At 71.7% G+C, this 25,137-nt stretch carries 22 protein-coding genes; 11 read left to right on the top strand and 11 right to left on the bottom strand.

The window, feature by feature from the left end:
• Positions 1-40: 40 nt before the first annotated feature.
• From ACZ601_RS14530 to abc-f, 3 genes are all read left to right on the top strand, one after another.
• On the top strand, positions 41-373 hold the full coding sequence (locus ACZ601_RS14530) for a BlaI/MecI/CopY family transcriptional regulator (RefSeq protein WP_440576189.1): 333 nt from the start codon (positions 41-43) through the stop codon (positions 371-373).
• On the top strand, positions 370-1,311 hold the full coding sequence (locus ACZ601_RS14525) for a M56 family metallopeptidase (RefSeq protein WP_469537255.1): 942 nt from the start codon (positions 370-372) through the stop codon (positions 1,309-1,311). The genes ACZ601_RS14530 and ACZ601_RS14525 overlap by 4 nt, the downstream gene beginning before the upstream one ends.
• Positions 1,312-1,577: 266 nt before the next feature.
• Complete coding sequence (gene abc-f / locus ACZ601_RS14520) at positions 1,578-3,221, top strand: ribosomal protection-like ABC-F family protein (protein WP_469537252.1); 1,644 nt, start codon at positions 1,578-1,580, stop codon at positions 3,219-3,221.
• A 12-nt stretch (positions 3,222-3,233) separates the two neighbouring features.
• Here the strand turns inward: abc-f and ACZ601_RS14515 are convergent, their stop codons facing one another.
• Positions 3,234-3,812, bottom strand: coding sequence for a TetR/AcrR family transcriptional regulator (locus ACZ601_RS14515; RefSeq protein WP_469537249.1), 579 nt, complete (start codon positions 3,810-3,812; stop codon positions 3,234-3,236).
• A 165-nt stretch (positions 3,813-3,977) separates the two neighbouring features.
• On the opposite strand from ACZ601_RS14515, the gene ACZ601_RS14510 reads away from it, so the two are divergent.
• Positions 3,978-5,465 (top strand): MFS transporter, encoded by a 1,488-nt coding sequence (locus ACZ601_RS14510; protein ID WP_469537247.1) that lies wholly within the window; start codon positions 3,978-3,980, stop codon positions 5,463-5,465.
• Positions 5,466-5,571: 106 nt separating this feature from the next.
• Positions 5,572-6,465 carry an SDR family oxidoreductase gene (locus tag ACZ601_RS14505; RefSeq protein ID WP_469537244.1) on the top strand — a complete coding sequence of 298 codons (894 nt, stop codon included), beginning with the start codon at positions 5,572-5,574 and terminating at the stop codon, positions 6,463-6,465.
• Between the two features lie 112 nt (positions 6,466-6,577).
• Here ACZ601_RS14505 and ACZ601_RS14500 read toward each other — a convergent pair whose 3' ends face one another.
• From ACZ601_RS14500 to ACZ601_RS14480, 5 genes are all read right to left on the bottom strand, one after another.
• Positions 6,578-7,084, bottom strand: a complete 507-nt coding sequence (locus ACZ601_RS14500; protein WP_469537242.1) for an NUDIX hydrolase — start codon at positions 7,082-7,084, stop codon at positions 6,578-6,580.
• A 56-nt stretch (positions 7,085-7,140) separates the two neighbouring features.
• Positions 7,141-7,551, bottom strand: a complete 411-nt coding sequence (locus ACZ601_RS14495; protein ID WP_469537239.1) for a PTS sugar transporter subunit IIA domain-containing protein — start codon at positions 7,549-7,551, stop codon at positions 7,141-7,143.
• Positions 7,548-8,162: a dihydroxyacetone kinase subunit DhaL gene (dhaL, locus tag ACZ601_RS14490; RefSeq protein WP_469537236.1), complete on the bottom strand. Its 615-nt coding sequence runs from the start codon at positions 8,160-8,162 to the stop codon at positions 7,548-7,550. Before dhaL ends, ACZ601_RS14495 begins: the two co-directional genes overlap by 4 nt.
• Positions 8,163-8,222: 60 nt before the next feature.
• Positions 8,223-9,209 (bottom strand): dihydroxyacetone kinase subunit DhaK, encoded by a 987-nt coding sequence (gene dhaK, locus ACZ601_RS14485; RefSeq protein ID WP_469537234.1) that lies wholly within the window; start codon positions 9,207-9,209, stop codon positions 8,223-8,225.
• 245 nt (positions 9,210-9,454) lie between these two features.
• Positions 9,455-9,850 (bottom strand): TOBE domain-containing protein, encoded by a 396-nt coding sequence (locus ACZ601_RS14480; RefSeq protein ID WP_123467041.1) that lies wholly within the window; start codon positions 9,848-9,850, stop codon positions 9,455-9,457.
• Between the two features lie 237 nt (positions 9,851-10,087).
• On the opposite strand from ACZ601_RS14480, the gene ACZ601_RS14475 reads away from it, so the two are divergent.
• Positions 10,088-11,581, top strand: coding sequence for an MFS transporter (locus ACZ601_RS14475; RefSeq protein WP_469537231.1), 1,494 nt, complete (start codon positions 10,088-10,090; stop codon positions 11,579-11,581).
• Positions 11,582-11,662: 81 nt separating this feature from the next.
• A complete protein-coding gene (locus tag ACZ601_RS14470) occupies positions 11,663-12,694 on the top strand; it encodes a glutathione S-transferase family protein (RefSeq protein ID WP_469537228.1) in 1,032 nt (343 codons plus the stop codon).
• A 12-nt stretch (positions 12,695-12,706) separates the two neighbouring features.
• Here the strand turns inward: ACZ601_RS14470 and ACZ601_RS14465 are convergent, their stop codons facing one another.
• Entirely contained in the window at positions 12,707-13,207 is a 501-nt protein-coding gene (locus tag ACZ601_RS14465) for a tetratricopeptide repeat protein (RefSeq protein WP_469537226.1), read from the bottom strand.
• A 205-nt stretch (positions 13,208-13,412) separates the two neighbouring features.
• Here ACZ601_RS14465 and ACZ601_RS14460 point away from each other — a divergent pair, with 205 nt between their 5' ends.
• The 4 genes from ACZ601_RS14460 to ACZ601_RS14445 all read left to right on the top strand — a co-directional run bounded on the left by ACZ601_RS14460 (position 13,413) and on the right by ACZ601_RS14445 (position 19,567).
• Positions 13,413-15,635, top strand: coding sequence for an NADP-dependent isocitrate dehydrogenase (locus ACZ601_RS14460; protein WP_469537223.1), 2,223 nt, complete (start codon positions 13,413-13,415; stop codon positions 15,633-15,635).
• Positions 15,636-15,962: 327 nt separating this feature from the next.
• Entirely contained in the window at positions 15,963-17,693 is a 1,731-nt protein-coding gene (gene ctaD, locus ACZ601_RS14455) for an aa3-type cytochrome oxidase subunit I (protein ID WP_469537220.1), read from the top strand.
• A 35-nt stretch (positions 17,694-17,728) separates the two neighbouring features.
• Positions 17,729-18,073, top strand: a complete 345-nt coding sequence (locus ACZ601_RS14450) for a hypothetical protein (RefSeq protein WP_469537613.1) — start codon at positions 17,729-17,731, stop codon at positions 18,071-18,073.
• 132 nt (positions 18,074-18,205) lie between these two features.
• Positions 18,206-19,567: an NAD(P)/FAD-dependent oxidoreductase gene (locus tag ACZ601_RS14445; RefSeq protein WP_469537216.1), complete on the top strand. Its 1,362-nt coding sequence runs from the start codon at positions 18,206-18,208 to the stop codon at positions 19,565-19,567.
• A gap of 55 nt (positions 19,568-19,622) precedes the next feature.
• On the opposite strand, the gene ACZ601_RS14440 is transcribed toward ACZ601_RS14445, so the two are convergent.
• The 4 genes from ACZ601_RS14440 to ACZ601_RS14425 all read right to left on the bottom strand — a co-directional run bounded on the left by ACZ601_RS14440 (position 19,623) and on the right by ACZ601_RS14425 (position 25,037).
• On the bottom strand, positions 19,623-20,621 hold the full coding sequence (locus tag ACZ601_RS14440) for an aldo/keto reductase family protein (RefSeq protein WP_440573879.1): 999 nt from the start codon (positions 20,619-20,621) through the stop codon (positions 19,623-19,625).
• 58 nt (positions 20,622-20,679) lie between these two features.
• The gene (gene rho, locus ACZ601_RS14435; protein WP_469537213.1) at positions 20,680-21,846 is read right to left on the bottom strand and encodes a transcription termination factor Rho; all 1,167 of its coding nucleotides are present in this window, start codon (positions 21,844-21,846) and stop codon (positions 20,680-20,682) included.
• Positions 21,847-22,131: 285 nt separating this feature from the next.
• Entirely contained in the window at positions 22,132-23,979 is a 1,848-nt protein-coding gene (locus ACZ601_RS14430) for a vWA domain-containing protein (protein ID WP_469537211.1), read from the bottom strand.
• Positions 23,976-25,037 (bottom strand): ATP-binding protein, encoded by a 1,062-nt coding sequence (locus tag ACZ601_RS14425; protein WP_440573876.1) that lies wholly within the window; start codon positions 25,035-25,037, stop codon positions 23,976-23,978. The genes ACZ601_RS14430 and ACZ601_RS14425 overlap by 4 nt, the downstream gene beginning before the upstream one ends.
• Between the last annotated feature and the right edge of the window lie 100 nt (positions 25,038-25,137).

Genomic DNA, 25,137 nt, shown 5'->3' with positions numbered 1-25,137 from the left:
CGCCGGTCGGGGACCGGGGGAGCGGCGACCGTCCGGCGAGCTGGAGTCCACGATCCTGGCGGCCCTCTGGGCAGCGGGCGCACCGCTCACCGCCGGCCAGGTGCAGGGCGCGATCGGGGCGGAGCTCGCCCGGACCACGGTCACCACCATCCTGTCCCGCCTCCACGAGAAGGGCACGGTCGCCCGCACCAGGTCCGGACGCGGGTTCGCCTACACCCCCACGGAGGACGCTGCCGGGCTGACCGCCCGCCGGATGCACAGCGAACTGCGCAAGGACGAGGACCGAGGCACCGTACTGGCCCGTTTCGTCTCGCAGCTCAGTGACGAGGACGAGCGGCTGCTGCGCGAACTGCTCGACGGGGAGGCCGGATGATCTACGCCGTATGGATTCCGCTGCTGGTGCCGTTCCTCGTCGTTCCGGCGGCCCGCCGGCTCGCGGACGCGCTGTCGCCCCGCCGGGCCGTCCGGCTGCTCACCGCGACGGGCGCGGGCCTGGCCCTGTGCGCCGTGTGCGCGCTGGCGCTGCTGGTGGTGCCCGGCGCCGCCCGGCTGTCCGCCGTGTCCGCCGCCGGAGAGTTCGTACGCCCGCTCGCCGACGCGGAACCGGCCCTCGCCGTTCCGCTCGCTGCCGCCGCTCTCGTGCTGCTCCTGGGCTGCGCCGCGGCCGTGACGCGTGCGGCGCGCAGGCACTGGACCCAGCTCCACCGGGACGCCGACCCGGTGGGCCTGGACGACGGGAGCGAGCTCGCCGTGCTGCGGGACGCCCGGCCCGACGCCTACGCGCTGCCCGGACGGCCCGGCAGGCCCGGCCGGATCGTCGTCACCACCGGGATGCTGGAGGCCCTGGATCCCGGCGAACGGGAGGCCCTCCTGGCCCATGAGCGCGCGCACCTCGCCGGGCGCCACCACCTGTACCTCGTCGCCGCCGAGCTGTCCGCCCGCTGCCACCCGGCGCTCCGCGCTCTGCGCGCGCCCATGGGATACGCGCTGGAACGCTGCGCCGACGAGGCCGCCGCGCAAGCCGTCGGGGACCGCGCGGTCGCCGCCCGCGCCATCGGGCGCGCCGCCCTGGCCGCCCGGACGGCCGGAGGAAGAGCCGCGCCCCGCCCCGCACCGGCGCTCGCCGCGGCGGCCGGGCCCGTCCCGCGCCGGGTCGCCGCCCTGCTCGGCCGGACCGCCGCGCACCCGCGTATCGGCCGCGCCGCGGCCGCGACCCTGGTCGCCTGCCTGGCCGTCTCGGGAGCGGCCGCCCTCGACGCGACGCACGACCTGCACAGCGGCATCGAGACCGCCCAGGGCGAGACCCCGTAGCCGCTGCCCGGGACCGGACACGGCCAGGTTCCGACCGGGCGGAAAGTGACCTGACAGCCCACCGTCCCCTGCCTACACTCACACCCATGGGTTCGTACTACTTCTTCCGCTGATTCCGGCCCGGGGCGCCACCCCGCGCGACGCCGGGCGTCGCAGCCGGCCCGCACGGGCCCCCGCGTGGCACCGCCCCTCCGCCCGTTCGGCATCCCCGCCCGCCGCGCCCGGTCACGGGCCGCGGAGGCATGTCACCCGAGGGAAAGCGACCCATGTCCCCCAAGCACGACCGCGCCCAACTGGCTATGAAGGACGTCTCCAAGGCGTACGGAGACCGCACCGTCCTCGACCAGGTGTCGCTCACCGTCCGGCCCGGCGACCGCGTCGGAGTCATCGGTGAGAACGGATCCGGGAAGTCCACGCTCCTGCGGCTGCTGGCCGACGCCGAGACACCGGACAGCGGCGAGATCACCGTCCGCTTCCCCGGCGGCACCGGCTACCTCTCCCAGACACTCGCGCTGGACCCCGCCCACACGGTTCAGGACGCCGTCGACACGGCCCTGTCCGGACTCCGCGCGCTGGAGCGGCGGATCCGCACCGCCGAAGCCGCACTCGCCCTGCCCGGCGGCCCTGACGACGCCCGGCTCGCCGCGTACGGAGACCTGCTGACCGAGTACGAGGAACGCGGCGGCTACCTGGCCGACGCCCGGGTCGACGCGGCGCTGCACGGCCTCGGACTCGGGCACCTCACCAGGGAGCGCCGGCTCGGCACCCTCTCAGGCGGCGAACAGTCCCGGCTCGCGCTCGCCTGTGTGCTGGCGTCCGGTCCCGAACTGCTGCTGCTCGACGAACCGACCAACCACCTCGACCTCAGGGCCACCACCTGGCTGGAGGACCAGCTGCGCGCCCACCGGGGCACCGTCGTCGTGGTCACCCATGACCGGGCGTTCCTGGAGCGGACCACCACCGTCATCGTCGAGGTGGACCGCGACCTGCGAGGCGTCGTCACCTACGGCGACGGCTGGGACGGCTACCGCACGGCGAAGGCAGCCGCCCGGCACCGCTGGGCGCAGGACCATCAGGAGTGGCGGGACGAACTGGCCCGCACCGAGGAGCTGGTGAACGCCACCGGCCGGCGGCTCGCCGGCACCGGGAGCGACCCGGGGGAGGGCTTCGGCAAACACCGCCGCTCGCACGAGGCCAAGCTGTCCGGTCAGGTCAGAGCCGCCAGGACCCGACTGGAGGCATTGCGCCGGGCCCCGGTCCCCGCCCCGCCCCGGCCCCTGCGCTTCACCGCGCGACTGGATCTCGCCGACGGGGGCGAACCGCCGCGGGGCTCACTGGTCGAGCTCGACTCCGTCTCGGTCGGACAGCGGCTGCGCATGCCCGCACTGCGGGTGGCGGCCGGTCAGCGCCTGCTGGTCACCGGGCCCAACGGCGCCGGCAAGTCAACCCTCCTGAGGATCCTGGCGGGAGACCTCGCCCCCGAGAGCGGCACGGTGCGCCGCCGGGCCCGCACCGGGTACCTCCCGCAGGAACTCCCCGCCCGGCCCACCCGCCGCACGCTCCTGGCGACCTTCGCGGCGGGACGCCCCGGTCCCGCCGACGAGTACACCGACCTGCTGCTCGCCCTCGGACTGTTCCGCCCCGGGGATCTGGGTGTTCCGGTGGCCGACCTCTCCGCCGGCCAGCAGCGCAGGCTGGCGCTGGCCCGGCTGGTCACCCGCCCCGCCGATCTGCTGGTGCTCGACGAGCCGACGAACCACATCGCCCTCGACCTGGTGGAGGAGCTGGAAGCGGCGCTGGCGGAGTACCCGGGCGCTGTCGTGGTCGTCTCGCACGACCGAGGCTTCCGCAGCCGCTTCACCGGCGACCGGCTCGAACTCCGCGGGGGTGCGCCGGCCGAGGGCCCCTGACCGGCCGGCGGATCATGTCCCCGGATGGTTCAGGGTGCGCACGAACTGCGCCGCGAGCTGCTCGGTGTCGAGGTCGTCCGCGCCGCCCCCGGACAGGATGTGGAAGAAGGGCGGACCGATCAGGAGCGCGGTGGCTTGTTCGAGCGAGAGGGCCGTGCCGCTCGACTTCCGCGCCGCCTCCACGACCGCCCCGGCGCTTTCCCCCAGGACGTCGCGGGAGGTGAGCAGCGCGGCGACGTCCGTGTCGTGCTGGGCTTCCCCGATGAGGGCGCGGTAGGCCGCACCCGCGTGGGAGCGGGACAAGAAGGTGACGAGGGCGTCGAGATAGGCCTTGAGGTCTCTGCGGGGGTCGTCGCTGACGGGCACGGACAGCTCGTGCCGGGCGTCGATGGCGCTGGCCTCGTAGAGGACTTCTGCCTTGTTCGACCACCAGCGGTACACGGTCTGACGGCCCACGCCCGCCCGCTCCGCGATGCCCTTCATGGTCAGGGCCGCGTATCCGACTTCGACCAGAAGGTCGTCGACGGCGTGCAGCACGGCGGCGCGTGCGTCCTCACTGCGGGGCCGTCCGCGGCCACTTCCATCCTTCATGCCGCCACTTTATACGAGGCACGGTGTCTCGCATGTGTTACTTTTACGGTGCACGGTGACTCGTAAATGGGTGTCCGGCCTTCCCTCACCCGTTCTCGCGAACGGCCTGGCGGACGGTGTCCCGCCGTGCTTCCTGTACTTCGACCCCAGAAGGAATCGAGAGCGATGGCTCCCATAACGGAGGGCGCGCCGCGCCCGGCGCGGCGGTCCGGCTCCGTGCTCGCCTGCGTGAGCGTGTGTACCGCCCTGGTCGTCGGATTTGTCGCGGCGATCAACCTGGCAGTGCCGCAGCTGGCCGCGAGTTCGCTGCGGCCGACCTCGTCGAATTTGCTGTGGATCGTCGACGCCTATGTCGTGATCTTCGCCTGCCTGGTCATCCCGGCCGGTGCGGTGGGGGACAAGCTCGGCCGCAAGGGCGTCCTCATGACGGGGCTCGGCATATTCGCCTTCGGCGCCGTGGTCTCTGCCATTGCACCGAACGTGGCGATCATGCTGAGCGGGCGCGCCATCACGGGCCTGGGCGCCGCCTGCGTCCTGCCCAACTGTGTCGGCATCCTCCTGCACGCCACCGCCCCCGAGCGGCGTCCTCACGCGCTGGCCGTCTGGGCGGCGGCCACCGGTGCCGGCGGCGTGCTCGGCAACGTCGGAGGCGGCGCGGTGCTGGGCGCGGGCTCCTGGCGCGCCCTGTTCGTGGCGGTCGCGGTCGTCGCGGCCTGCTGCCTGGCGTGGGCGGCGAGGTCCGCACCGCGCAGCGCCCGGCACGAGCGCACCCTCGATCTCCCCGGCACGCTGCTGTTCGTGGCAGCTGTCGTGGCACTGCTGACCGGCATCATCGAAGGGCCCGAACAGGGCTGGGGCAGCACGGTCGTTCTCACCGCCTTCGCCTGCTGCGTCCTGCTGAGCCTGTGGTGGGTGCGTGTCGAGCGGCGGGCCCCCCATCCCATGCTCGACCCGCGGCTGTTCCGCAGCGCGACGCTCAGCAGCGCCTGCCTCGGCATGACCATCACGTTCTTCGGAAGCTTCGGGCTCTTCTATGTCAACGCCTCACTCCTGCAGTACGGGCGCGGCTTCTCCGTACTACAGGCAGGGCTCGGAGTCATCCCGCTGACCGTCCCGCTCCTGGTGGGCACCCGCTACGTTCCCGGGCTCATCCGCCGCACCGGCGTTCCCGCGACACTCGCCGCGGCCTTCGCACTGACCGGCGCCGGCCTGTTCGGCCTCTCCTACGCCTCGGCCATGGCCTACCCCGTGTACGCGGCCGGCCTGTTCGTCATCGGGCTCGGCATCATGCTGGCCGCGCCCTGTCTGACTGCTCAGATCGCCGCGGCCCTGCCCGTGGAGCGGGCGGGCATCGCCGGTGGTCTGCAGTCCGCGACCCGCGAACTGGGCAGCGCCTTGGGCGTGGCGGTCATCGGCACCATCCTCACGGCCGGGTTCACCCGCCACCTGCCTGCCGACCTGGGCCGGCACACACCGCTCCCGCATACGGTGCGGGAAGCGCTCGCGCTGGCCCCGGCCGACCACACCGCCGTCACCGAAGCGTTCACCCACGGCGCCGACACCGCGCTGCGCGCCGCGGCCCTCGTGGTGCTCCTGGCCGGAGCCTTCGTCGTCGCCGGCGCCCGCCGCGCCCACCGGACCGCCCCGCGGTAACGGAAGGGCCTCACACCACCTGACCGGGCAATTGCGTCGTGGTCAGGGAACTCCCACCCATCTCGCCATTCACCTGCCCCTTTCGGGGGCGAAGGAGGACACGCTCATGCGTGCGTTTGTCACTGGAGCGACCGGCTGGATCGGATCCGCCGTTGTCGACGAACTCATCTCGGCGGGCCACCAGGTCATCGGCCTGGCCCGGTCCGACCGTGCCGAACAGGCTCTCACGGCCAAGGGCGCCGGCATCGTCCGCGGCGACCTGGACGATCTCGCCTCGCTACGGCGAGGCGCCGCCCAGGCGGACGCGGTCATCCACATGGCCAACAAGCACGACTGGGGCAACCCCGCCGAGTCCGACCGCTCCGAACGCGCCGCGGTCCAGGTCCTCGGCGACACCCTGACCGGGACCGACCGCCCGTTCGTCGTCGCCGCCCCTCTCTCCGGCCTCGTCGAGGGCCGGCCCGCCACGGAGGCCGATGTCTCTCCGGCCATCGGCCCGGACTCCAACCGGGGCGGCAGCGAGAACCTCGCCCTGGACTACGTGGCCCAGGGGGTGCGGACCGTGATCACCCGGTTCGCGCCGAGCGTTCACGGCCATGGCGACTGGGGGTTCGTCAACTTCCTCACCGCGGCCGCCCGCAAGCAGGGAGTCTCGGGCTACATCGGTGACGGCTCGGCCGCTTGGTCGGCGGTGCACCGCGGTGATGCCGCCCGCCTCATCCGCCTAGGCATGGAGCAGGCACCTGCGGGGACGCGCCTCCACGCCGTAGCCGAGGAGTCCATCACCACCAAGGCGATAGCCGAGGCGATCGGCCGCAGCCTCAGCCTTCCGGCCGACTCCGTCGCCCCACAGGACGCGGATGCCCATTTCGGTTTCGTCGGCGGCTTCTTCGCCTCCACCATGACCGCGTCCAGCAACGCGACCAGGCAACTGCTCCGCTGGGAGCCCACAGGCCCGTCCCTGCTCGCGGACATCGACGCGGGCGCCTACACCAGCTGACGAGCCGACCGACGGGGGCACGGGGGGACCGGCCGCAGGGCCGCCCTCCCGCGCCCGCCCGGCCACCTCGTCGAAATCGGTGACGGATGAACCCGCGCTCCGCCCGGGAGGATCAGGACCCGTCCGGCGCGGACGGCCCCCGCTCGCCCTTCAGCACGTCGCGCAGCCGGTCCACGAAGACCCGCTGCCCCTTGACGAGACGCTCGGCGGCCACCTCCGGCGGGCACCAGGCGAACCGGTCGATCTCCGGGAACTCCCGCTGCACGCCGGACCCCCGGGGCCACTCCATCGTGAACGTCCCCGGAACGGCCGTCGCCGGATCGAGGTCGGCCTCCAGTGCCCACACCGTCACGGTCTTGCCGCCGGACTGCCGTGACTCGCCCAGCGCCAGCCACGCTCCGTCCGGGGCCGGGTGGCCGAACTCCTCCCCGAACTCCCGCCGGGCCGCGGCCCCGGCGTCCTCCTCGGGGCCGTACTCACCCTTCGGGACCGACCACGCCGCGCTCTCCCGGCCCGCCCAGAACGGGCCGCCCATGTGGCCGAGGAGGACTTCCAGACCGGATTCCCCGGTGGTGCGGAAGAGGAGGAGCCCGGCACTGCGCCGCTCGTTCGGTGACATGCCGTCAAGTGTGGGCGAAGGGGCCGGGGCCGCGCCGGCGACACGGCGGCCCCGGTCTACACCTTGCGGTAGTCGTACGCCTCCGAAGCGGCGGCCGCCACGGCATCGAGGTCGCCGCCCGCCGACGCGGTGACCACCGCGGCCACCGCGCCCTCCACCAGTGGCGCGTCCACCAGCCGTGCTCCGTCCGGGAGTTCGTCGCCCTCGGCCAGCATCGCCTTGACGGTGAGCACCGCACTGCCCAGGTCGACCAGTACGGCGACACCCGCGCCGGCGTCCACCGATCTGGCCGCCTGCGCGATGAGCTCCGGACTTGTTCCGAGGCCGCCTGCGGGCGTACCGCCGGCGGCGGCCACCGGGGCGGTCGCGCCACCGGCCGCGAGCCCCCTGGCCAGCGCGGCGACCGCCTCCGCCACCGGCCCGCTGTGCGAGACGAGCACGACCCCGACCTGCTTGTCCGCGCTCATTCGGTGCCCCCGGCGGCATCGCCGGTCTCCGCCAGCGCGGCGATCAGCAGCGCGGAGGACGTGGCTCCCGGATCCTGATGTCCGATGCTCCGTTCGCCCAGATAGCTCGCCCGGCCCTTGCGCGCCCGCAGGGGCACGGTCGCCAGCGCGCCCGCCCGCGCCGCGTCCCGCGCGGCTTCGAACGACGTCCCGAGGGCCTCGGCCGCCGGCAGCAGGGCATCGAGCATCGTCTTGTCCCCGGCCTGGGCCCCGCCCAACTGGGCCACCGCCGCCACGCCCGCCCCGAGCGCCCGCGCCAGTTCCTCGCGGTTCACAGCGGGGGCGTCACCCAGTTCCTTTCCCGTACGCCGCAGCAGCGTCCCGTACAGCGGGCCGGACGCCCCTCCGACGGTGGAGATCAACTGCCGTCCGGCACGTATCAGTACGGCCCCCGGCGTCTGCGGCGGTTCCTCGTCGAGGGCGGCCGTCACCGCGGTGAATCCGCGTTGGAGGTTGCTTCCGTGGTCGGCGTCCCCGATCGCCGAGTCGAGGTCGGTCAGATTCGCCGCCTCGCGTTCCACGGCGGCGGCGGTCGTGGTCATCCAGCGGCGGAAGAAGTCGGTGTCGAGCACATGATCTCCTCGGGTCCATCGGGTGTGGCACGGTGCGCGGTAAAGCCGGAGCGGGAAGCTTCAACGGCCCCAGCGCAGTGCGGGGGTCTCCACCGGCGCGTCCCAGAGCCGCACCAGCTCCTCGTCCACCTGGCAGAGCGTTACCGAACAGCCCGCCATGTCGAGCGAGGTCACGTAGTTCCCGACGAGCGTACGAGCCACGGCGACGCCCCGCTCGGACAGCACCCGCTGCACCTCGGCATTGAACCCGTACAGCTCCAGCAACGGTGTCGCCCCCATCCCGTTGACCAGTGCGATCACCGGACCGTGCGGCCGCAGGTCCTCCAGCACCGCGTCCACCGCGAAGTCCGCGATCTCCCGTGCCGTCATCATCGGACGCCGCTCTCGCCCCGGTTCACCGTGGATCCCCACCCCGAGTTCGATTTCGCCCGCGGGCAGATCGAAGGTGGGTGAGCCCTTGGCGGGCGTGGTCACGGAGGTCAGCGCCACCCCGAAACTGCGCGACGACTCGTTCACCTGCCGCGCGATCGCCGCCACCCGGTCCAGCGGAGCACCCTCCTCGGCAGCCGCACCGGCGATCTTCTCGACGAACAGCGTCGCCCCCGTGCCCCGCCGCCCCGCGGTGAAGAGGCTGTCCGTGACCGCGACATCGTCGTTGACGAGTACCTGGGCGACCCGTACCCCCTCCTCCTCTGCCAGCTCTGCGGCCATCTCGAAGTTGAGCACGTCGCCGGTGTAGTTCTTGACGACGAAGAGCACCCCCGCACCGCTGTCGACGGCGGCGGCGGCCCGCACCATCTGATCCGGCACCGGGGACGTGAACACCTCGCCCGCACACGCGGCCGACAGCATCCCCGGTCCGACGAACCCGGCATGCAACGGCTCGTGCCCGGAGCCGCCACCGGAGACCAGGGCGGCCTTTCCGGCCACGGGAGCGTCACGCCGTACGACGACACGGTTCTCGACGTCCACGGTCAGTTCCGGATGGGCGGCGGCCATCCCGCGCAGAGCATCCGCGACCACGGTCTCGGGGACGTTGATCAGCATTTTCAACGGAAACCTCCCGGTAGGGCCATCAGGTGGCGCCCTGATCAGGTTCTCGCAGCTCAGGGGCCGCTTCGTGAGTCGTTGATCCCGGTGGTGCACGGCCTTGCGCGGTCGGGGCCGGGCGGGACCGTTGGCGGCTCGCGGCCGAGTCTACTGACGGGCTGTCCTTGCCGCGGTGTGGCGTGTCCCGGGGGGTGCCGGTCCTCGTCATGCCGCAGACGCCGGGGCGGCCGGCCGTGTCCGGGTCAGGTGCGGTCGATGTGCACGCTGGTCGACTTCACCCGGGCGGTCGCCTGCATGCCCACCTCAAGCCCGAGCTCCTCGACCGCTTCCCGGGTCAGCAGTGACACGAGCCGGTGCGGACCGGCCTGGATCTCCACCTGCGCCGCCACGTCCCCGAGCTTGACGGCGGTGACGATGCCGGGGAAGGCGTTGCGGGCCGAGGTGTAGGAGGCGTCGTCCTCGCCGGCGCCGCCCTGGGCGACCTCCACGGAGAACGCCGCCAGGTCGCGGCCGTCGATGAGGCGGCGCCCGCCGTCCTCGCGGTGGGTCGCCACGCGACCGGCGTCCGCCCAGCGGCGCGCGGTGTCCGGGCTGACGCCCAGCAGACGGGCGGCCTGCCCGATTGTGTAGGACTGCATATGCCGCACCATAGGCGAGTATTACTTGTATGTGCAAGCTTTTTCTTGATATTTCACGGCAGGTGCGAACGGCCAACGCTCGTTCTCGACACTGGCTCACGCACGGCGGCCGGCTCCGTTCCGTCTGCCGTCCGTCTCCCGTCCGCATAGCGGTGACCGCGCCAATGTAGCGCGCGGCGCACGGCCGGGTGGCCCTGCCGGGATGAGGAATCGGGGCGTGCGGCCTAGGTTCGAGCCATGGCAGAGAGTGCGGCGTACGGGGGGTCCGGAGGGCGGGGCGCGGAGTCCGCCGACGGGCCGGACGCGCCCGATCCCCGGCGGTGGCGGGCGCTCGCGGTGTGCCTGGTCGCAGGCTTCATGACCCTGTTGGACGTGTCGATCGTCAACGTCGCGCTGCCGTCCATCCGGGAGGGCCTGCACACTCCGGAGTCCGACCTGCAGTGGGTGCTGTCCGGTTACGCCCTCGCCTTCGGACTCTTCCTGATCCCCGCCGGACGGCTCGGCGACGCCCGGGGACGCCGCCAGGTCTTCATGGCCGGGCTGGCGCTCTTCACCCTGTCGTCCGCGGCCTGCGGAGCCGCCCAGTCCAGCATCTGGCTGGTGATCGCCCGACTGGTCCAGGGCCTGGCGGGCGGCCTGGTGTCGCCCCAGATCTCCGCCCTCATCCAGCAGATGTTCTCCGGCCGCGAACGGGGCCGGGCCTTCGGCATGTTCGGCACCGTGGTCGGCATCTCCACCGCCGTCGGCCCGCTGCTGGGCGGACTCCTGATCCAGGCGGCCGGCGCGGAGGAGGGCTGGCGCTGGGTGTTCTACGTCAACCTGCCGCTCGGGGCCGTCTGCCTGCTCCTGGCCCACCGGCTGCTGCCGGACACCCCGTCCGCCGGCCCGGTGCGGCTGCGGGACCTGGACCCGGTCGGAGTGCTGCTGCTGGGCTCCGGGGTGCTGGCGCTGCTGCTGCCCTTCGTCCAGTCGCGCCAGTGGCCGGGTGACGGCAAATGGCTGTTCCTGCCCGCGGCCGCCGTACTGCTCGCCGCCTTCGTCGGCTGGGAGTCCCGGTGCTCCCGCAGAGGCACCCAGCCGGTGGTGAACCTCTCGCTCTTCCGCGTCCGTTCCTACTGGCTGGGGTGCCTGCTGATCCTGCTGTACTTCGCGGGATTCACCTCGATCTTCTTCATCACCACGCTCTACCTGCAGAGCGGACTGCATTACACCGCTCTGATGGCGGGCCTCGCGATCACGCCCTTCGCCCTCGGGTCCGCCGTCGCCGCGAGCCCCGGCGGCAGGCTGGTCGGCCGGTACGGGCGTCCCCTCGTCGTCATCGGCATGGCGACCGTGGCCGTCGGACTCGGAGCCACCGCGCTCGCCGTCCACCTGGTGCCGGGCAGGGGCGCGGGCTGGGCGATGGCAGCCCCGCTGCTGCTGGCAGGTCTGGGCAGTGGCCTGGTCATCGCGCCCAACCAGACCCTGACCCTGTCCCAGGTGCCGGTGGCCACCGCGGGCAGCGCCGGTGGCACCCTCCAGACCGGCCAGCGCGTCGGCTCGGCGATCGGGATCGCCGCCGTCGGCTCGGTCTTCTTCGCCCGGATGGGTTCGGCCGGCTGGTCCAGCGCGTACGACCACGGGCTGATCGTCTCCGTCGCCTTCGTGGTGGCCGGGCTGGTCGTGGCCCTGGCCGACGTCGGCGGGGGACGGCGGGGGAAGAACCGTAACCGGCAGTCCGCCGCCCCGTGAGGCGCCGTCACTACGATCGCAATCCGCGAACCCGGCCTGATCCGGCACACGTCCTCAGGCCCTGCCGCAGGGAGAGACACCATGAACGATCCCGCCAGCACCGAACCGGACGGCAACAACGAGTACGGACACAAGCCCTTCAAGCGTTCCCGCAGCCACTTCGCCGACCGGATCACCGCCGACGGCCGGGACGGCTGGCCCGTCGAGGCAGGCCGCTACCGCCTGGTCGTCAGCCGTGCCTGCCCCTGGGCGAGCCGCGCCCTGGTCTCCCGCCGGCTGCTCGGGCTGGAGGACGCGCTCTCGCTCGCCGTCACCGACCCGCTGCAGGACGACCGCAGCTGGCGCTTCACGCTCGACGAGGACGACCGGGACCCGGTACTCGGCATCAAGTACCTCAGCGAGGCGTACGACAAGCGGGAGAGCGGGTACCCCGGCGGAGTCAGCGTCCCCGCCGTCGTCGACATCCCCAGCGGCGAGCTCGTCACCAACGACTACCAGCGGATCACCCTGGACTTCGCCACCGAATGGACCGCGCTGCACCGCCCGGGGGCGCCCGACCTCTACCCCGAGCCGCTGCGCGAGGAGATCGACGAGGTCATGGAGGGCGTCTACCGCGACGTGAACAACGGCGTGTACCGGGCCGGGTTCGCGGCCGGACAGCCGGAGTACGAGGCCGCGTACGCGGATGTGTTCCGCCGCCTGGGCCTGGTCTCCCAGCGGCTCGCGGACCGGCGCTACCTGGTGGGTGACACCATCACGGAGGCCGACATCCGGCTCTTCACCACGCTCGTCCGCTTCGACGCCGTGTACCACGGACACTTCAAGTGCAACCGCTCGAAACTGACCGAGGACCCGGTCCTGTGGGCCTACGCCAGGGACCTCTACCAGACCCCCGGCTTCGGGGACACGGTCGACTTCCACCACATCAAGCAGCACTACTACCGGGTCCACACGGGCATCAACCCCACCGGCATCGTGCCCGTCGGCCCCGACCTGTCGGGCTGGCTGTCCCCGCACCACCGCGAACAGCTGGGCGGGCGGCCCTTCGGCGACGGCACCCCGCCGGGGCCGGTGCCGGCCGGCGAGGAGGTCCCGGGGGAGGGGCGGCCCTGACAGCCGCCGCCCTTACTCCGTCTCGTCCAGGCGGTCGGCGTAGTACTCGATCGCCGGCCGGTACGACTGGACCCGGCCGTCCGCACTGGTGGCCGCCGTGACCCTGAGCAGGGTCCGTACGGCTTCGCGGGAGTCACCGAGGTTGTACAGGGTCATCGCCAGGAAGGTCAGCAGCGAGGCATCGTGCGCGAACTCCTCCAGGCCGCGGCGGAACACCCCGTGCGCCACCTCGTAGCGGCCCAGCACCCGCAGCGTGCTGCCGAGGCCGAGGAAGGCCCCGTGACGGTCCTCGGCCGGAAGCCCCGGAACCGCCAGTGCCCGCTCGTAGAACGGCACGGCCTGCGCCTCCAGGCCGAGGGAGTCGTGCGACCAGGCGGTCTGGTAGGCGACCGCGGCGTTCTCGGGACAGCGCGCCGCCAGTGCCAGCAGCCGCTCGTGGGCCTCCGGGCTCTTCTGCTCGCGCAGCCGCACCGCCAGCGCCGCCGGGTCGCCGTGTTCGCTTTCCGCGCTCATACCGCCACTCATACCGCCGCACGCTGCCAGGGCCGCGGCGATACGGCAAATCAAAGGCAAAGCCCGGCGGCGTACGCGCCGGCCGCCGGGCCGCGCGGCGGTGCGGCGGGTTCCGGCCCGTGCGGGGCAGGGCCCTGTCGAGGCAGCCGCGATCACGAGATATCTTGATGTCAAGCAATGTTGCAGACGTGGAGCGGAGCACAGGGTGACTGACTCGACCATCATCTATACACACACCGACGAGGCCCCGGCCCTGGCGACGTATTCGTTCCTGCCGGTGATCGAGGCCTACGCCTCCAAGGCCGGGGTCACCGTGGAGAGCCGTGACATCTCCCTGGCGGGCCGGATCATCGCCAGCTTCCCCGACAGCCTCCAGGAGAACCAGCGCATCGACGACGCGCTCGCGGAGCTCGGCGCGCTGGCCACCACCCCCGGCGCCAACATCATCAAGCTGCCGAACGTCTCGGCGTCGATCCCGCAGCTGAAGGCCGCGATCGCGGAGCTCCAGGAGCAGGGCTACGCGCTCCCGGACTACCCGGACGACCCGAAGTCCGACGCGGAGAAGGACGCCCGCGCGCGCTACGACAAGATCAAGGGCAGTGCGGTCAACCCCGTCCTGCGCGAGGGCAACTCCGACCGCCGCGCCCCCGCGTCGGTCAAGAACTACGCCAAGGCGCACCCGCACCGCATGGGCGCCTGGACGGCCGACTCGAAGACGAACGTCGCGACCATGGGCGTCGACGACTTCCGCTCCACCGAGAAGTCCGTCGTGATCGAAGAGGCCGGCAGCCTGCGCATCGAGCTGGTGGGCGACGACGGCACCACCACCGTGCTGCGCGAGTCCGTCCCCGTGCTCGCCGGTGAGGTCGTCGACGCCGCGGTCATGCGCGTCGCCGCGCTGCGCGAGTTCTTCACCGCCCAGGTCGCCCGCGCCAAGGAGGAGGGCATCCTCTTCTCGGTGCACCTCAAGGCCACCATGATGAAGGTCTCCGACCCGATCATCTTCGGCCACGTGGTCCGCGCCTTCTTCCCGAACACCTTCGCCAAGTACGGCGAGGCGCTCGCCGCCGCCGGCCTGACCCCGAACGACGGCCTCGGCGGCATCCTCAAGGGCCTGGACTCGGTGCCGCACATCGGTGCCGAGATCAAGGCCGCCTTCGAGGCCGAGCTCGCAGAGGGCCCCGCCCTGGCGATGGTCGACTCCGACAAGGGCATCACCAACCTGCACGTCCCCAGCGACGTCATCGTGGACGCCTCGATGCCCGCCATGATCCGCACCTCCGGCCACATGTGGGGCCCGGACGGCGAGGAGGCCGACACCCTCGCCGTGCTGCCCGACAGCAGCTACGCGGGCGTCTACCAGGTCGTCATCGACGACTGCCGGGCCAACGGCGCGTACGACCCCGCCACGATGGGCTCGGTCTCCAACGTCGGTCTGATGGCGCAGAAGGCCGAGGAGTACGGCAGCCACGACAAGACCTTCGAGATCCCCACCACCGGCACGGTGCGGGTCGTCAACGGCAACGGCGACGCCGTGCTGGAGCAGGCCGTCGGCGCCGGCGACATCTTCCGGGTGTGCCAGGCCAAGGACCTGCCGATCCAGGACTGGGTCAAGCTCGCCGTCACCCGCGCCCGCGCGACCGGCAACCCGGCCGTGTTCTGGCTCGACGAGGACCGCGCGCACGACGCCAAGCTCATCGAGAAGGTCAGGACGTACCTGGCCGAGCACGACACCGACGGTCTGCGGATCGAGATCATGTCGCCGGTGAAGGCCACCGCGTTCTCCCTGGAGCGCATCCGCCGAGGCGAGGACACCATCTCGGTCACCGGCAACGTGCTTCGTGACTACCTCACCGACCTGTTCCCCATCCTTGAGCTGGGCACCAGCGCGAAGATGCTCTCCGTCGTCCCGCTGATGAACGGCGGCGGTCTGTTCGAGACGGGCGCCGGCGGTTCCGCGCCGAAGCACGTGCAGCAGCTCGTCAAGGAGAACTACCTGCGCTGGGACAGCCTGGGTGAGTTCCTCGCCCTCGCCGTCAGCTTCGAGCACCTCGCGCAGACGACGGACAACGCCGGCGCCCAGGTCCTCGCCGACACGCTGGACCGCGCGACGGCCACGTTCCTGAACGAGGACAAGTCGCCCAGCCGCAGGCTCGGCGGCATCGACAACCGCGGCAGCCACTTCTACCTGGCCCTGTACTGGGCCCAGGAGCTGGCGCGGCAGACCGCCGACGCCAAGCTGGCGGAGGCCTTCGCGCCGCTCGCCAAGACGCTGTCCGAGAACGAGGGGACCATCGTCGACGAGCTGGTCGCGGTCCAGGGCAAGCCGGTGGACATCGGCGGCTACTACCAGCCCGACCCGGCCAAGGCCTCGGCCGTCATGCGGCCGTCGGCCACGTTCAACCAGGCGATCGCGAGCCTCGTCTGACCGGATGCCGTGGACGGGGGAGAGGCCCAGTCGCTCCCCCCACCCGCACCGCGCGTGACCGTTCCGCCCCGGCCGACACACCGTCGAGCCGGGGCGGCGCCGTTTCCGGCGGCGGACCGGTGCCGCGAAGTGCCTCGGGGGACACCCTGACGGGTGAATGTCGCGCCACGGCGGGCGCAGGGCCACCCCGGGCGGCCACCCGGCTGGTTTGCTGCAACCGGAATCGCGCGTGACGTGCGGGGAGGGCCGTTCGGCCGACCCCGGTGGAGGCGGCGCCACGCCGGGTGCGCGGTCCACCGGCGGCAGACCAATCGAAGGAGCGTCCCAGTGACGACGACGGGCACAACAGGGACGGCGCAGGACGACGAGTCCTACGCCAACGAGCTTCCGGTACACAACAGGGAACCGGGAAACGTCGTCATCAAGTGGATGACCACCACTGACCACAAGACGATCGGCACGATGTACCTGGTCACCTCGTTCGCGTTCTTCCTCATCGGCGGTCTGCTCGCGCTCGTCATGCGTGCCGAGCTGGCCCGTCCGGGCACGCAGATCCTGTCGAACGAGCAGTTCAACCAGGCGTTCACGATGCACGGCACGATCATGCTGCTGATGTTCGCGACACCGCTGTTCCAGGCGTTCACCAACTGGATCATGCCGCTCCAGATCGGTGCGCCCGATGTGGCGTTCCCGCGGCTGAACATGTTCGCGTACTGGCTCTACCTCTTCGGTTCCGTCATCGCGGTGGCCGGATTCCTCACCCCGAACGGCGCCGCCGACTTCGGCTGGTTCGCCTACTCCCCGCTGACCGACGCGGTCCGCTCGCCGGGCGTGGGCGCCGATATGTGGATCATGGGTCTGGCCCTCTCCGGATTCGGCACGATCCTCGGCTCGGTCAACTTCATCACCACGATCGTCTGCATGCGCGCACCCGGCATGACGATGTTCCGCATGCCGATCTTCGTCTGGAACGTCCTGCTGACCGCCGTCCTGGTCCTGCTGGCCTTCCCGGTCCTCGCCGCCGCGCTCCTGGCGCTGGAGGCGGACCGCAAATTCGGCGCGCACGTCTTCGACGCGGCCAACGGCGGCGCGCTGCTCTGGCAGCACCTCTTCTGGTTCTTCGGCCATCCGGAGGTCTACATCATCGCGCTCCCGTTCTTCGGGATCGTCACCGAGATCATTCCGGTCTTCAGCCGGAAACCGATCTTCGGCTACATCGGCCTGGTCGGCGCGACGATCGCCATCGCGGGTCTGTCCGCGACCGTGTGGGCCCACCACATGTACGTCACCGGCGGGGTGCTGCTGCCGTTCTTCTCGTTCATGACGTTCCTCATCGCCGTGCCGACCGGGGTGAAGTTCTTCAACTGGATCGGCACGATGTGGAAGGGCTCGCTCTCCTTCGAGACACCGATGCTCTGGTCCATCGGCTTTCTCGTCACCTTCCTCTTCGGCGGCCTGACCGGCGTCATCCTCGCCTCGCCGCCGATGGACTTCCACGTCTCCGACTCGTACTTCGTCGTCGCGCACTTCCACTACGTCGTCTTCGGCACCGTGGTCTTCGCGATGTTCGCCGGATTCCACTTCTGGTGGCCGAAGTTCACCGGCAAGATGCTGGACGAGCGGCTCGGGAAGATCACCTTCTGGACGCTGTTCGTGGGCTTCCACGGCACGTTCCTGGTGCAGCACTGGCTGGGCGCCGAGGGCATGCCGCGCCGCTACGCGGACTACCTCGCCGTGGACGGCTTCACCACCCTGAACACCATCTCGTCGATCTCCTCGTTCCTGCTCGGGCTTTCGATGCTGCCGTTCCTGTACAACGTGTGGAGGACGGCCAAGTACGGCAAGAAGGTCGAGGTCGACGACCCGTGGGGCTACGGCCGTTCGCTGGAGTGGGCGACCTCCTGCCCGCCGCCGCGGCACAACTTCGTCACGCTGCCCCGGATCCGTTCCGAATCCCCGGCGTTCGACCTGCACCACCCCTCCGTGCGCGAGCTCGATGACGCGTCCAACCGCCTCGACCGCTCGGTCACGGTCGCTCCGGGGGACAAGCAGGCGTGAGCGGGCCGGCCGGCGGAGAGGAGGACCGGGTGTTCATCGACCCCGAGAAGGACAGCGCCCGCGGGCTGGCCCAGATGGAGGGCTATCTGCTGTGGAACGCCGAGATCGAGCAGGCGCGCCGGTACGCCCGCTGCTTCACCGACGAGCTGCCCTGGCTCACCACCGCCCAGCGCGAGGACGTGGAACGGGTGTACGCCGCCGACCGGGCCGAGGCCTCGCGGGTCATGCTGCTCCGCGTCTGCGCCCGCGCCACCGAGCTGCGCGGTGAGTACAGCCGGCGCTACCGCACGCTGCGGGCGCGTTGCGTCGCGGCCGCCGCCGTGGTCTGTCTGGGGACGGCCGGCGGCGCCTGCACGGTGGTGACGTACCTGGTCAGGTGAAGTACCGGTCGTCCGTTCTGCCGCCCCAGCAGGCGAAGTCACCGCTGTCTCGTGAAGATGGGAGGTGACGTGCGCGTGCGACGGGGCAGGCGAACGGATGACCGTCCATGACCCCGAGAAGGGACGAACACTGTGGCACGACCCAGGATTCTCGTTGTCGGAGCCGGTTTTGCCGGGGTCGAGTGCGTACGCCGTCTGGAACGCCGGCTCCGTCCCGGCGAGGCCGACATCGCACTCGTGGCCCCGTTCTCCTACCAGCTCTATCTGCCCCTGCTGCCCCAGGTGGCCTCGGGCGTCCTCACCCCGCAGTCGGTCGCGGTGTCACTGCGCCGCAGCAGCCGGCACCGCACCAGGATCATTCCCGGCGGGGCCATCGGAGTGGACCCGCTGGCGAAGGTCTGCGTGATCCGCAAGATCACCGACGAGGTCGTCAACGAGCGCTACGACTACATCGTGCTCAGCCCGGGAAGCGTCACCCGCACCTTCGACATCCCCGGGCTGCTCGACAACGCCCGGGGCATGAAGACCCTGGCGGAGGCCGCTTTCGTGCGCGACCACGTCATCGCGCAGCTCGATCTCGCGGACGCCAGCCACGACGAGGAGGAGCGGGCCTCGCGGCTGCAGTTCGTCGTGGTCGGCGGCGGGTACGCGGGTACCGAGACAGCGGCCTGCCTGCAGCGGCTGACCACCAACGCCGTCCGGCACTATCCCAGGCTCGACCCCAAGCTGATCAAATGGCATCTGATCGACATCGCCCCCAAGCTCATGCCCGAACTGGGCGACAAGCTCGGTGAGAGCGCGCTGAAGGTGCTGCGCGAGCGCGGGATCGAGGTGTCCCTCGGGGTGTCGGTCGCCGAGGCGGGCCCCGACAAGGTGACCTTCACCGACGGACGCGTGCTGCCCTGCCGCACTCTGATCTGGACGGCGGGCGTCACCGCCAGCCCGCTGGTCGCCACCTTCGACGCGGAGACGGTGCGCGGCCGGCTGGCGGTGACGCCCGACATGAGCCTGCCCGGCCACGACGGCATCTTCGCCCTCGGTGACGCCGCTGCCGTCCCGGACCTGGTCAAGGGCGACGGCGCGGTCTGCCCGCCCACCGCGCAGCACGCGATGCGCCAGGGCCGCAAGGTCGCCGACAACCTGCTGGCCACCCTCCGCAACCAGCCGCTCCAGCCGTATGTCCACAAGGACCTCGGGCTCGTCGTGGACCTCGGCGGCAAGGACGCCGTCTCCAAGCCGCTCGGCATCGAGATGCACGGGATCGGCGCCCAGGCCGTGGCCCGCGGCTACCACTGGTCCGCGCTGCGGACCAACGTGGCCAAGGCGAGGGTCATGACCAACTGGCTGATCAACGCGGCCGCGGGCGACGACTTCGTCCGTACCGGATTCCAGTCCCGCAAACCCGCCACCCTGCGCGACTTCGAATACACGGACAGCTATCTCGCCCCGGAACAGGTCCGCGAGCACACTGCCGAACTGCACACCCGGATGTGACCCGGCACAGCGGCGGGGCCCGGCCGGAATCCGGCCGGGCCCCGCCGCTGTCACGTCAGCTGTTCTCCTTGTGGCCGGCGGTGAGCCCGGGATCGCGCCGCGCCACCGGCTCCAGCGCCTTGTCGACGGCGCTCAGCAGGTCCGCGTCCAGCCGCACACCGGCCGCCACGGCGTTCTCCGTCACCTGCTCGGGACGGGAGGCGCCGATGATCGCGGCGGAGACGTTGGAGTTCTGCAGTACCCAGGCGACCGCGAGCTGCGCCATGCTCAGACCGGCCTGCTCGGCCAGCGGACGCAGCAGCTGCACCCGCTCCAGCACCTCGTCGCGCAGCCAGTCCGCGACCATGTCGGCCCCGCCCTTGTCGTCCGTCGCACGCGAGCCCGCCGGCAGCGGCGCACCGGGACGGTACTTGCCCGTGAGCGCGCCCTGGGCGATCGGCGACCAGACGATCTGGCCGATGCCGAGCTCCTCGGACGCGGGCACCACCTCGTCCTCGATGACCCGCCACAACGCCGAGTACTGCGGCTGGTTGGAGATGAACGGCACCCGAAGCTCGCGGGCCAGCGCGTGCCCGGCGCGCAGCTGCCCGGCCGTCCACTCCGATACGCCGATGTAGTGCGCCTTGCCGGAGCGGACGACGTCGGCGAACGCCTCCATCGTCTCCTCCAGCGGCGTGGTGTGGTCGTAGCGGTGCGCCTGGTAGAGGTCGACGTGGTCGGTCTGGAGCCGGCGCAGCGAGTTGTCGATCGACTCCATGATGTGCTTGCGGCCGAGCCCCCGGTCGTTCTGCCCGGGTCCGGTCGGGAAGTAGACCTTGGTGAAGATCTCCAGCCCTTCGCGGCGTTCGTCCTTGAGGGCCCGTCCGAGCACTGCCTCTGCCCGCGTCTGCGCGTAGACGTCCGCGGTGTCGAAGGTGGTGATGCCGGCGTCCAGGGCGGCCCGGATGCAGGCGAGCGCCGCGTCCTCCTCCACCTGGGAGCCGTGGGTGAGCCAGTTTCCGTACGCGATCTCGCTGATCGTCAGACCGCTGCGGCCGAGTCGGCGGAATTCCATGGGGCTGCTCTCCCTCTGCTGGTAAGTGCCGCTACATGGTAGGACGTGTGACCGCTGCTCAGGCGGCCGGCACCGTGTTGCGGATCAGTTCGAGGAAGGCGGCGTTGTCCGGGGTGTGCCGGATCCGGTCCAGCAGCGTTTCGAGCGAGGTCTGCGCGTCCCTGGAGTGCAGGGCGCGCCGCAGACCGCGTACGGCGGTCAGTTCCTGGGCCGGTACGAGGAGTTCGTCGCGGCGGGTCCCGGAGGCCGCGATGTTCACGGCCGGGTGGACGCGCTTCTCGGCCAGGGTGCGGTCGAGCCGCAGTTCCATGTTGCCGGTCCCCTTCAGCTCCTCGAAGAAGTACTCATCGGCGCGTGAGCCGGTCTCCACGAGGGCCGTGGCCAGGATGGTGAGGGAGCCGCCCTCCTCGGTGAGCCGGGCGGCCCCGAAGAGGCGCTTGGGTCCGAGTAGGGCCGCCGCGTCGACGCCGCCGCTGAGGGTGCGGCCGCCGGCCGAGGCCGCGTTGTTGTGGGCCCGGCACAGCCGGGTGAGGGAGTCCAGCAGGATGACGACGTCCCGGCCCTGCTCGACCAGCCGCTTGGCGCGTTCGAGTGCGAGCTCGGCCAGCGCGATGTGCTCCTTGGCGGGCCGGTCGAAGGTGGAGGCGTAGACCTCGCCGCGTACCGATCGCCGCATGTCGGTGACCTCCTCGGGGCGCTCGTCGAGCAGCACCACCATCAGGTGGCACTCGGGGTGGTTCTCGGCGACCGAGGCCGCGATCTGCTGGAGCAGGACCGTCTTGCCGGTCCTGGGCGGGGCCACGATGAGCCCGCGCTGGCCCTTGCCGATCGGGGCGACGAGGTCGACGACGCGCGTCGACGGGCTGCCCGAGGGGGTTTCCAGGCGCAGCCGCCGCCGGGGGTGGAGCGGGGTCAGGTCGCGGAAGTGCGGCCGGCCCCGAAGGGCCTGCGGGGGAAGGCCGTTGACGCGGGTGACGGTGCTCAGGGCGCGGGGCCGGTCGCAGGTCCCCTCGACGGCGTCGCCCTTGCGCAGGCCGTGCCGGCGGATGAGCGCGGCCGGTACCTGCACATCGCGCGGGGTGGCGTGGCCGTCGGCGGGACGCAGGGTGCCGTGCCCCTGCTGGGTGATGTCGAGGACGCCGGCCGAGGCCGTGCGGGCGGCGGGTTCGGTGGTCACGGGGTGTTCGAGTGTGGTGGTCATGCGGGGTGGTCCTTTCGCGGACATGCGAATGAAGGGGCCCGGCAGAAACGGGGGCGGAGATGTCACGCCCCGTGCGGCGGGCAGAGAAGTCCGGTGGGACAGCCCGTGCCGGACTGAGGAATAAAATGCGATAACGCCGGATCGCCGGCCGGAATGGACGGGCGCGTCAGCGTGATGAGAAATGAACCGGTACCGGCGCCTGAATTTCAAGGCGTACACACGTACCAATGGCAATGTAGCACGGCCCGCGCCCGGAGGTCACGGTCCGGCGCCGACGGCTCGGATCGGCGGGCGCGGTCCGGGCCGCGCTCAGCTCAGCCGGAAGACCGGGCCCCGTGGTGTGAACGGCAGGGACGCCCCCTGCGGGATCAGGAAGGCGTGCTCGCGCCGGATCCGCAGGGTGTCGCACCAGCCGTCGGTGATCACGAGCAGCGGGGCCGTCGGCGGGAAGTCGTCCGCCCTGTGCAACAGGTCCACCCCCGGCTGCAGTTCGGTCCCGCCGCGGCCGCGCACCCGTACCCGGCCGGCGATCTCGGCCGGTGGCAGGTAGCCGGCGTCGTACGGTGCCGCGTCGCAGAAGACCACGCGCGCCGCCGGGACGTCACGCGCCTCGGCGTAGGAGGCGATGGCGCCCAGAGCCTTGCCGAGCAGGCCGCTGTTCATCGAACCGGAGGTGTCGAGGACGACGCCGAAGGTGCAGCGGGCCGTCTCCTCCGGCGGGAAGTATCGGCCCGCCCTCGGGATGTCCGGGGTCGATGCCTGCCGCCGTGCCGGGCGGGCATAGGACCGCACGGGCTCCGGCCGGGGGACGTACTCGTCGAACCAGCGGGCCAGTTTCGCGTCCCACGGCACCGGCGGGTGGGCCAGCGCCCGGATCTCCTGGATCAGACCGGCGGGCAGCAGACCGCGCTCGCCGTACTGGTGCAGATCGAAGCCCTGGACCAGGCCGCGCCGGTAGAAGTCGTCCAGGTCTGTGTACGGACGGGCTCCGGGGTGCGGCAGGGGGTCACCCAGGATGTCACCGGCGCCCTTTCCCCGCAGCGTCGCCGGCCTGCGGCGCCGGCGCAGGTCGCCCGCGATGCGGTCGTACACCTCCTCGGCGGACAGGTCCCGCAGCTCCGGGTCGTACAGGAGGCCGGCGGGCATGTCGCCGACGCGCATCCGGACCAGCCAGTCGTTGACGACGTAGTCGGCGGCGACGTTGAACAGGAACGGGTCGCGGCCACCGCGGCGTTCGCCGTGGCGCAGCGCGGCGTGCAGCATCTCGTGGGCGAGGACGAAACGCCATTCATCGTCGGTGAGGGTGCGCAGCGGGTTGATGTAGATCTCGCCCGCCACGGAACTGACCGCGGCGATGTCGATGCTCTGCGAGCGGGCCAGTTCGGCGTCGGCCACGACCGTGAGCCCGGCGGCGATTCCGCCGAGCAGCGGGTACGAGGAGACGAACCAGTTCAGGGCCCGGTCCCAGGGGCGTTGCGGCAGGCGTTCCCCGGTCGTGCGGTCGAGACGGCCGCCCGCCAGGTCCATCGCGGCGGAGACGCTGCGGGTGAGGGCGTGCGCGAAGGCGGTCTCCCAGTCCGGGACGGCGGAGTTGTTCCAGGGCCGCCAGGTGGTGAGGATCTGGTCCGCGCGGTCGCCCGCGGTGCCGCAGCGCTCGTGGGCGGCGGGGATGCCGTCGCGGCGCCAGCGCGCGGCCAGCTGTTCCTCGTCGCCGCCCGGACTGTCCACCGGCAGATCGTCGGGGGGCCTGCCCGTCGGATGGGTGAGCAGGAAGCGGTTGACGACCGCGCACCGGGCCGCGAGGTCGAACCGGTCGGGCTGCTCACGCGGATCCTGCGCGGAGGCCGGCACATGACCGAAGCCCAGATGCAGCAGGCAGTGGGCCAGCGCCCAGGCCCATTCGGCCGGGTCAGCCCGCTTGGCGGGGTGGACGTGGATGGTGCCGTTGGAGGTGACCGTGGCCAGCCCTCCCGTCGGGGCGAGGCCGCAGTCGGCCTCTCTGCACACGGACGCCTTCAGGGCGGCGAAGGCGGGATTGCGGGTGACCAGCGCGAGCCCGGCGGCGAACGCGGCGGCGGCCGGGTCGGACGCGGCGCCCTTCCCGCTCCTGCCGCCCTTGCCGCTTGCGCCGTTCGTGCGCCGCGCCACGGCCTTCATCGCCGGGCCTCGACCAGCCTGGGCATGTCGCGCGCCGCCTCGACGAGGAACCAGGCGGGCAGCACAGGCAGTCCGTCGGCGTCGTCCGCGATGACGGTCTGCGCGACCTCGACCGAGATCTCCGCAAGCCGTACAAGCAGCGACTTGGCCCGGTACGACGTCTGCCGCATCGACGCGGAGACGTGCTCCTTCCGGCGCGGCAGCTCCTTCACGAGCCGGCCGCGGAACGCCTCCGCCAGGTAGTACAGGAGGTCACGGTCCTCCAGCCGGGTGGGCCAGGAGGCGTCGCCCCTGAGGATCGCCTCGATACCGAAGCTGTGGCGCACGATCTTCGCGTATCCGCAGAAGGAGACGGCGTGGGCCGGGGTCAGCGTGCCGTGCACGATCACCTTCAGCGTCTCCTCACCGATGTCAGGGCCGAAGGAGTGCAGGGCGTCGGAGAGCATGTGCCAGGAGCGCGGCGTGGAGAACGGCTCCTCGGTCTTGGGCGGTTGCGACCACAGGTGGTCGGGACGGTCGACGAGGTAGTCCGTCACCCAGGGGTGGATGCCGTTCTCGCCCGCCCACACCAGCCAGTCCTGCGACGAGGCCCGCAGATGGACGTGGGTGAGCCGGTTGACGAGCGCGGACGCGATGGGCCTGGCCAGGGCGTTGTCCGTCGCCCTGTTGCCGGCCCCGATGACGATCGAGCCGGCGGGCAGCTCGTACGAGCCGATCCGGCGGTCCAGGATGAGGGAGTAGAACGCCTTCTGGACATCGGGGGTGGCGGCGTTCAGCTCGTCGAGGAACAGGCAGTAGGGCTCGTCCCGGGCGATGGCCTCCGGCGGGCAGAACACGGAACGGCCGTCCCGGATCTGCGGTACGCCGATCAGGTCCTCGGGGGCGAGCTGCGTCCCGAGCAGGCTGACGCACTCCAGTCCGAGCGACTCGGCGAACCGGCGCACGAGCGACGACTTGCCGATCCCCGGCGCTCCCCACAGGAACACGGGCCGCACGGTGGCGAGTCCGAGGAGCAGCTCGGGTATCTGGGCGGGTGTGACGGTGACAGCGGCCTGCACGCGGGGGAGTTCCTTCGGGGTCCGGGAGTTCGGGCCCGCCCAGTATGCGGAGGCCCGGACCCCCGCCGCAGCCCAATTTCCGCCCGTCCGGCGGCCCGAC

The organism is Streptomyces sp. NPDC104307 (assembly GCF_055584045.1).
This window is presented reverse-complemented; position numbering and strand designations above follow the sequence as displayed.

What these genes read in the sequence shown, in the direction of transcription:
- ACZ601_RS14525 (WP_469537255.1), top strand. Translation starts at nt 370, where the DNA reads ATGATCTACGCCGTATGGATTCCGCTGCTGGTGCCGTTCCTCGTCGTT.
- abc-f (WP_469537252.1), top strand. Translation starts at nt 1,578, where the DNA reads ATGTCCCCCAAGCACGACCGCGCCCAACTGGCTATGAAGGACGTCTCC.
- ACZ601_RS14515 (WP_469537249.1), bottom strand. Translation starts at nt 3,812, where the DNA reads ATGAAGGATGGAAGTGGCCGCGGACGGCCCCGCAGTGAGGACGCACGC.
- ACZ601_RS14510 (WP_469537247.1), top strand. Translation starts at nt 3,978, where the DNA reads ATGGCTCCCATAACGGAGGGCGCGCCGCGCCCGGCGCGGCGGTCCGGC.
- ACZ601_RS14505 (WP_469537244.1), top strand. Translation starts at nt 5,572, where the DNA reads ATGCGTGCGTTTGTCACTGGAGCGACCGGCTGGATCGGATCCGCCGTT.
- ACZ601_RS14500 (WP_469537242.1), bottom strand. Translation starts at nt 7,084, where the DNA reads ATGTCACCGAACGAGCGGCGCAGTGCCGGGCTCCTCCTCTTCCGCACC.
- ACZ601_RS14495 (WP_469537239.1), bottom strand. Translation starts at nt 7,551, where the DNA reads ATGAGCGCGGACAAGCAGGTCGGGGTCGTGCTCGTCTCGCACAGCGGG.
- dhaK (WP_469537234.1), bottom strand. Translation starts at nt 9,209, where the DNA reads ATGCTGATCAACGTCCCCGAGACCGTGGTCGCGGATGCTCTGCGCGGG.
- ACZ601_RS14480 (WP_123467041.1), bottom strand. Translation starts at nt 9,850, where the DNA reads ATGCAGTCCTACACAATCGGGCAGGCCGCCCGTCTGCTGGGCGTCAGC.
- ACZ601_RS14475 (WP_469537231.1), top strand. Translation starts at nt 10,088, where the DNA reads ATGGCAGAGAGTGCGGCGTACGGGGGGTCCGGAGGGCGGGGCGCGGAG.
- ACZ601_RS14470 (WP_469537228.1), top strand. Translation starts at nt 11,663, where the DNA reads ATGAACGATCCCGCCAGCACCGAACCGGACGGCAACAACGAGTACGGA.
- ACZ601_RS14465 (WP_469537226.1), bottom strand. Translation starts at nt 13,207, where the DNA reads ATGAGCGCGGAAAGCGAACACGGCGACCCGGCGGCGCTGGCGGTGCGG.
- ACZ601_RS14440 (WP_440573879.1), bottom strand. Translation starts at nt 20,621, where the DNA reads ATGGAATTCCGCCGACTCGGCCGCAGCGGTCTGACGATCAGCGAGATC.
- rho (WP_469537213.1), bottom strand. Translation starts at nt 21,846, where the DNA reads ATGTCCGCGAAAGGACCACCCCGCATGACCACCACACTCGAACACCCC.
- ACZ601_RS14430 (WP_469537211.1), bottom strand. Translation starts at nt 23,979, where the DNA reads ATGAAGGCCGTGGCGCGGCGCACGAACGGCGCAAGCGGCAAGGGCGGC.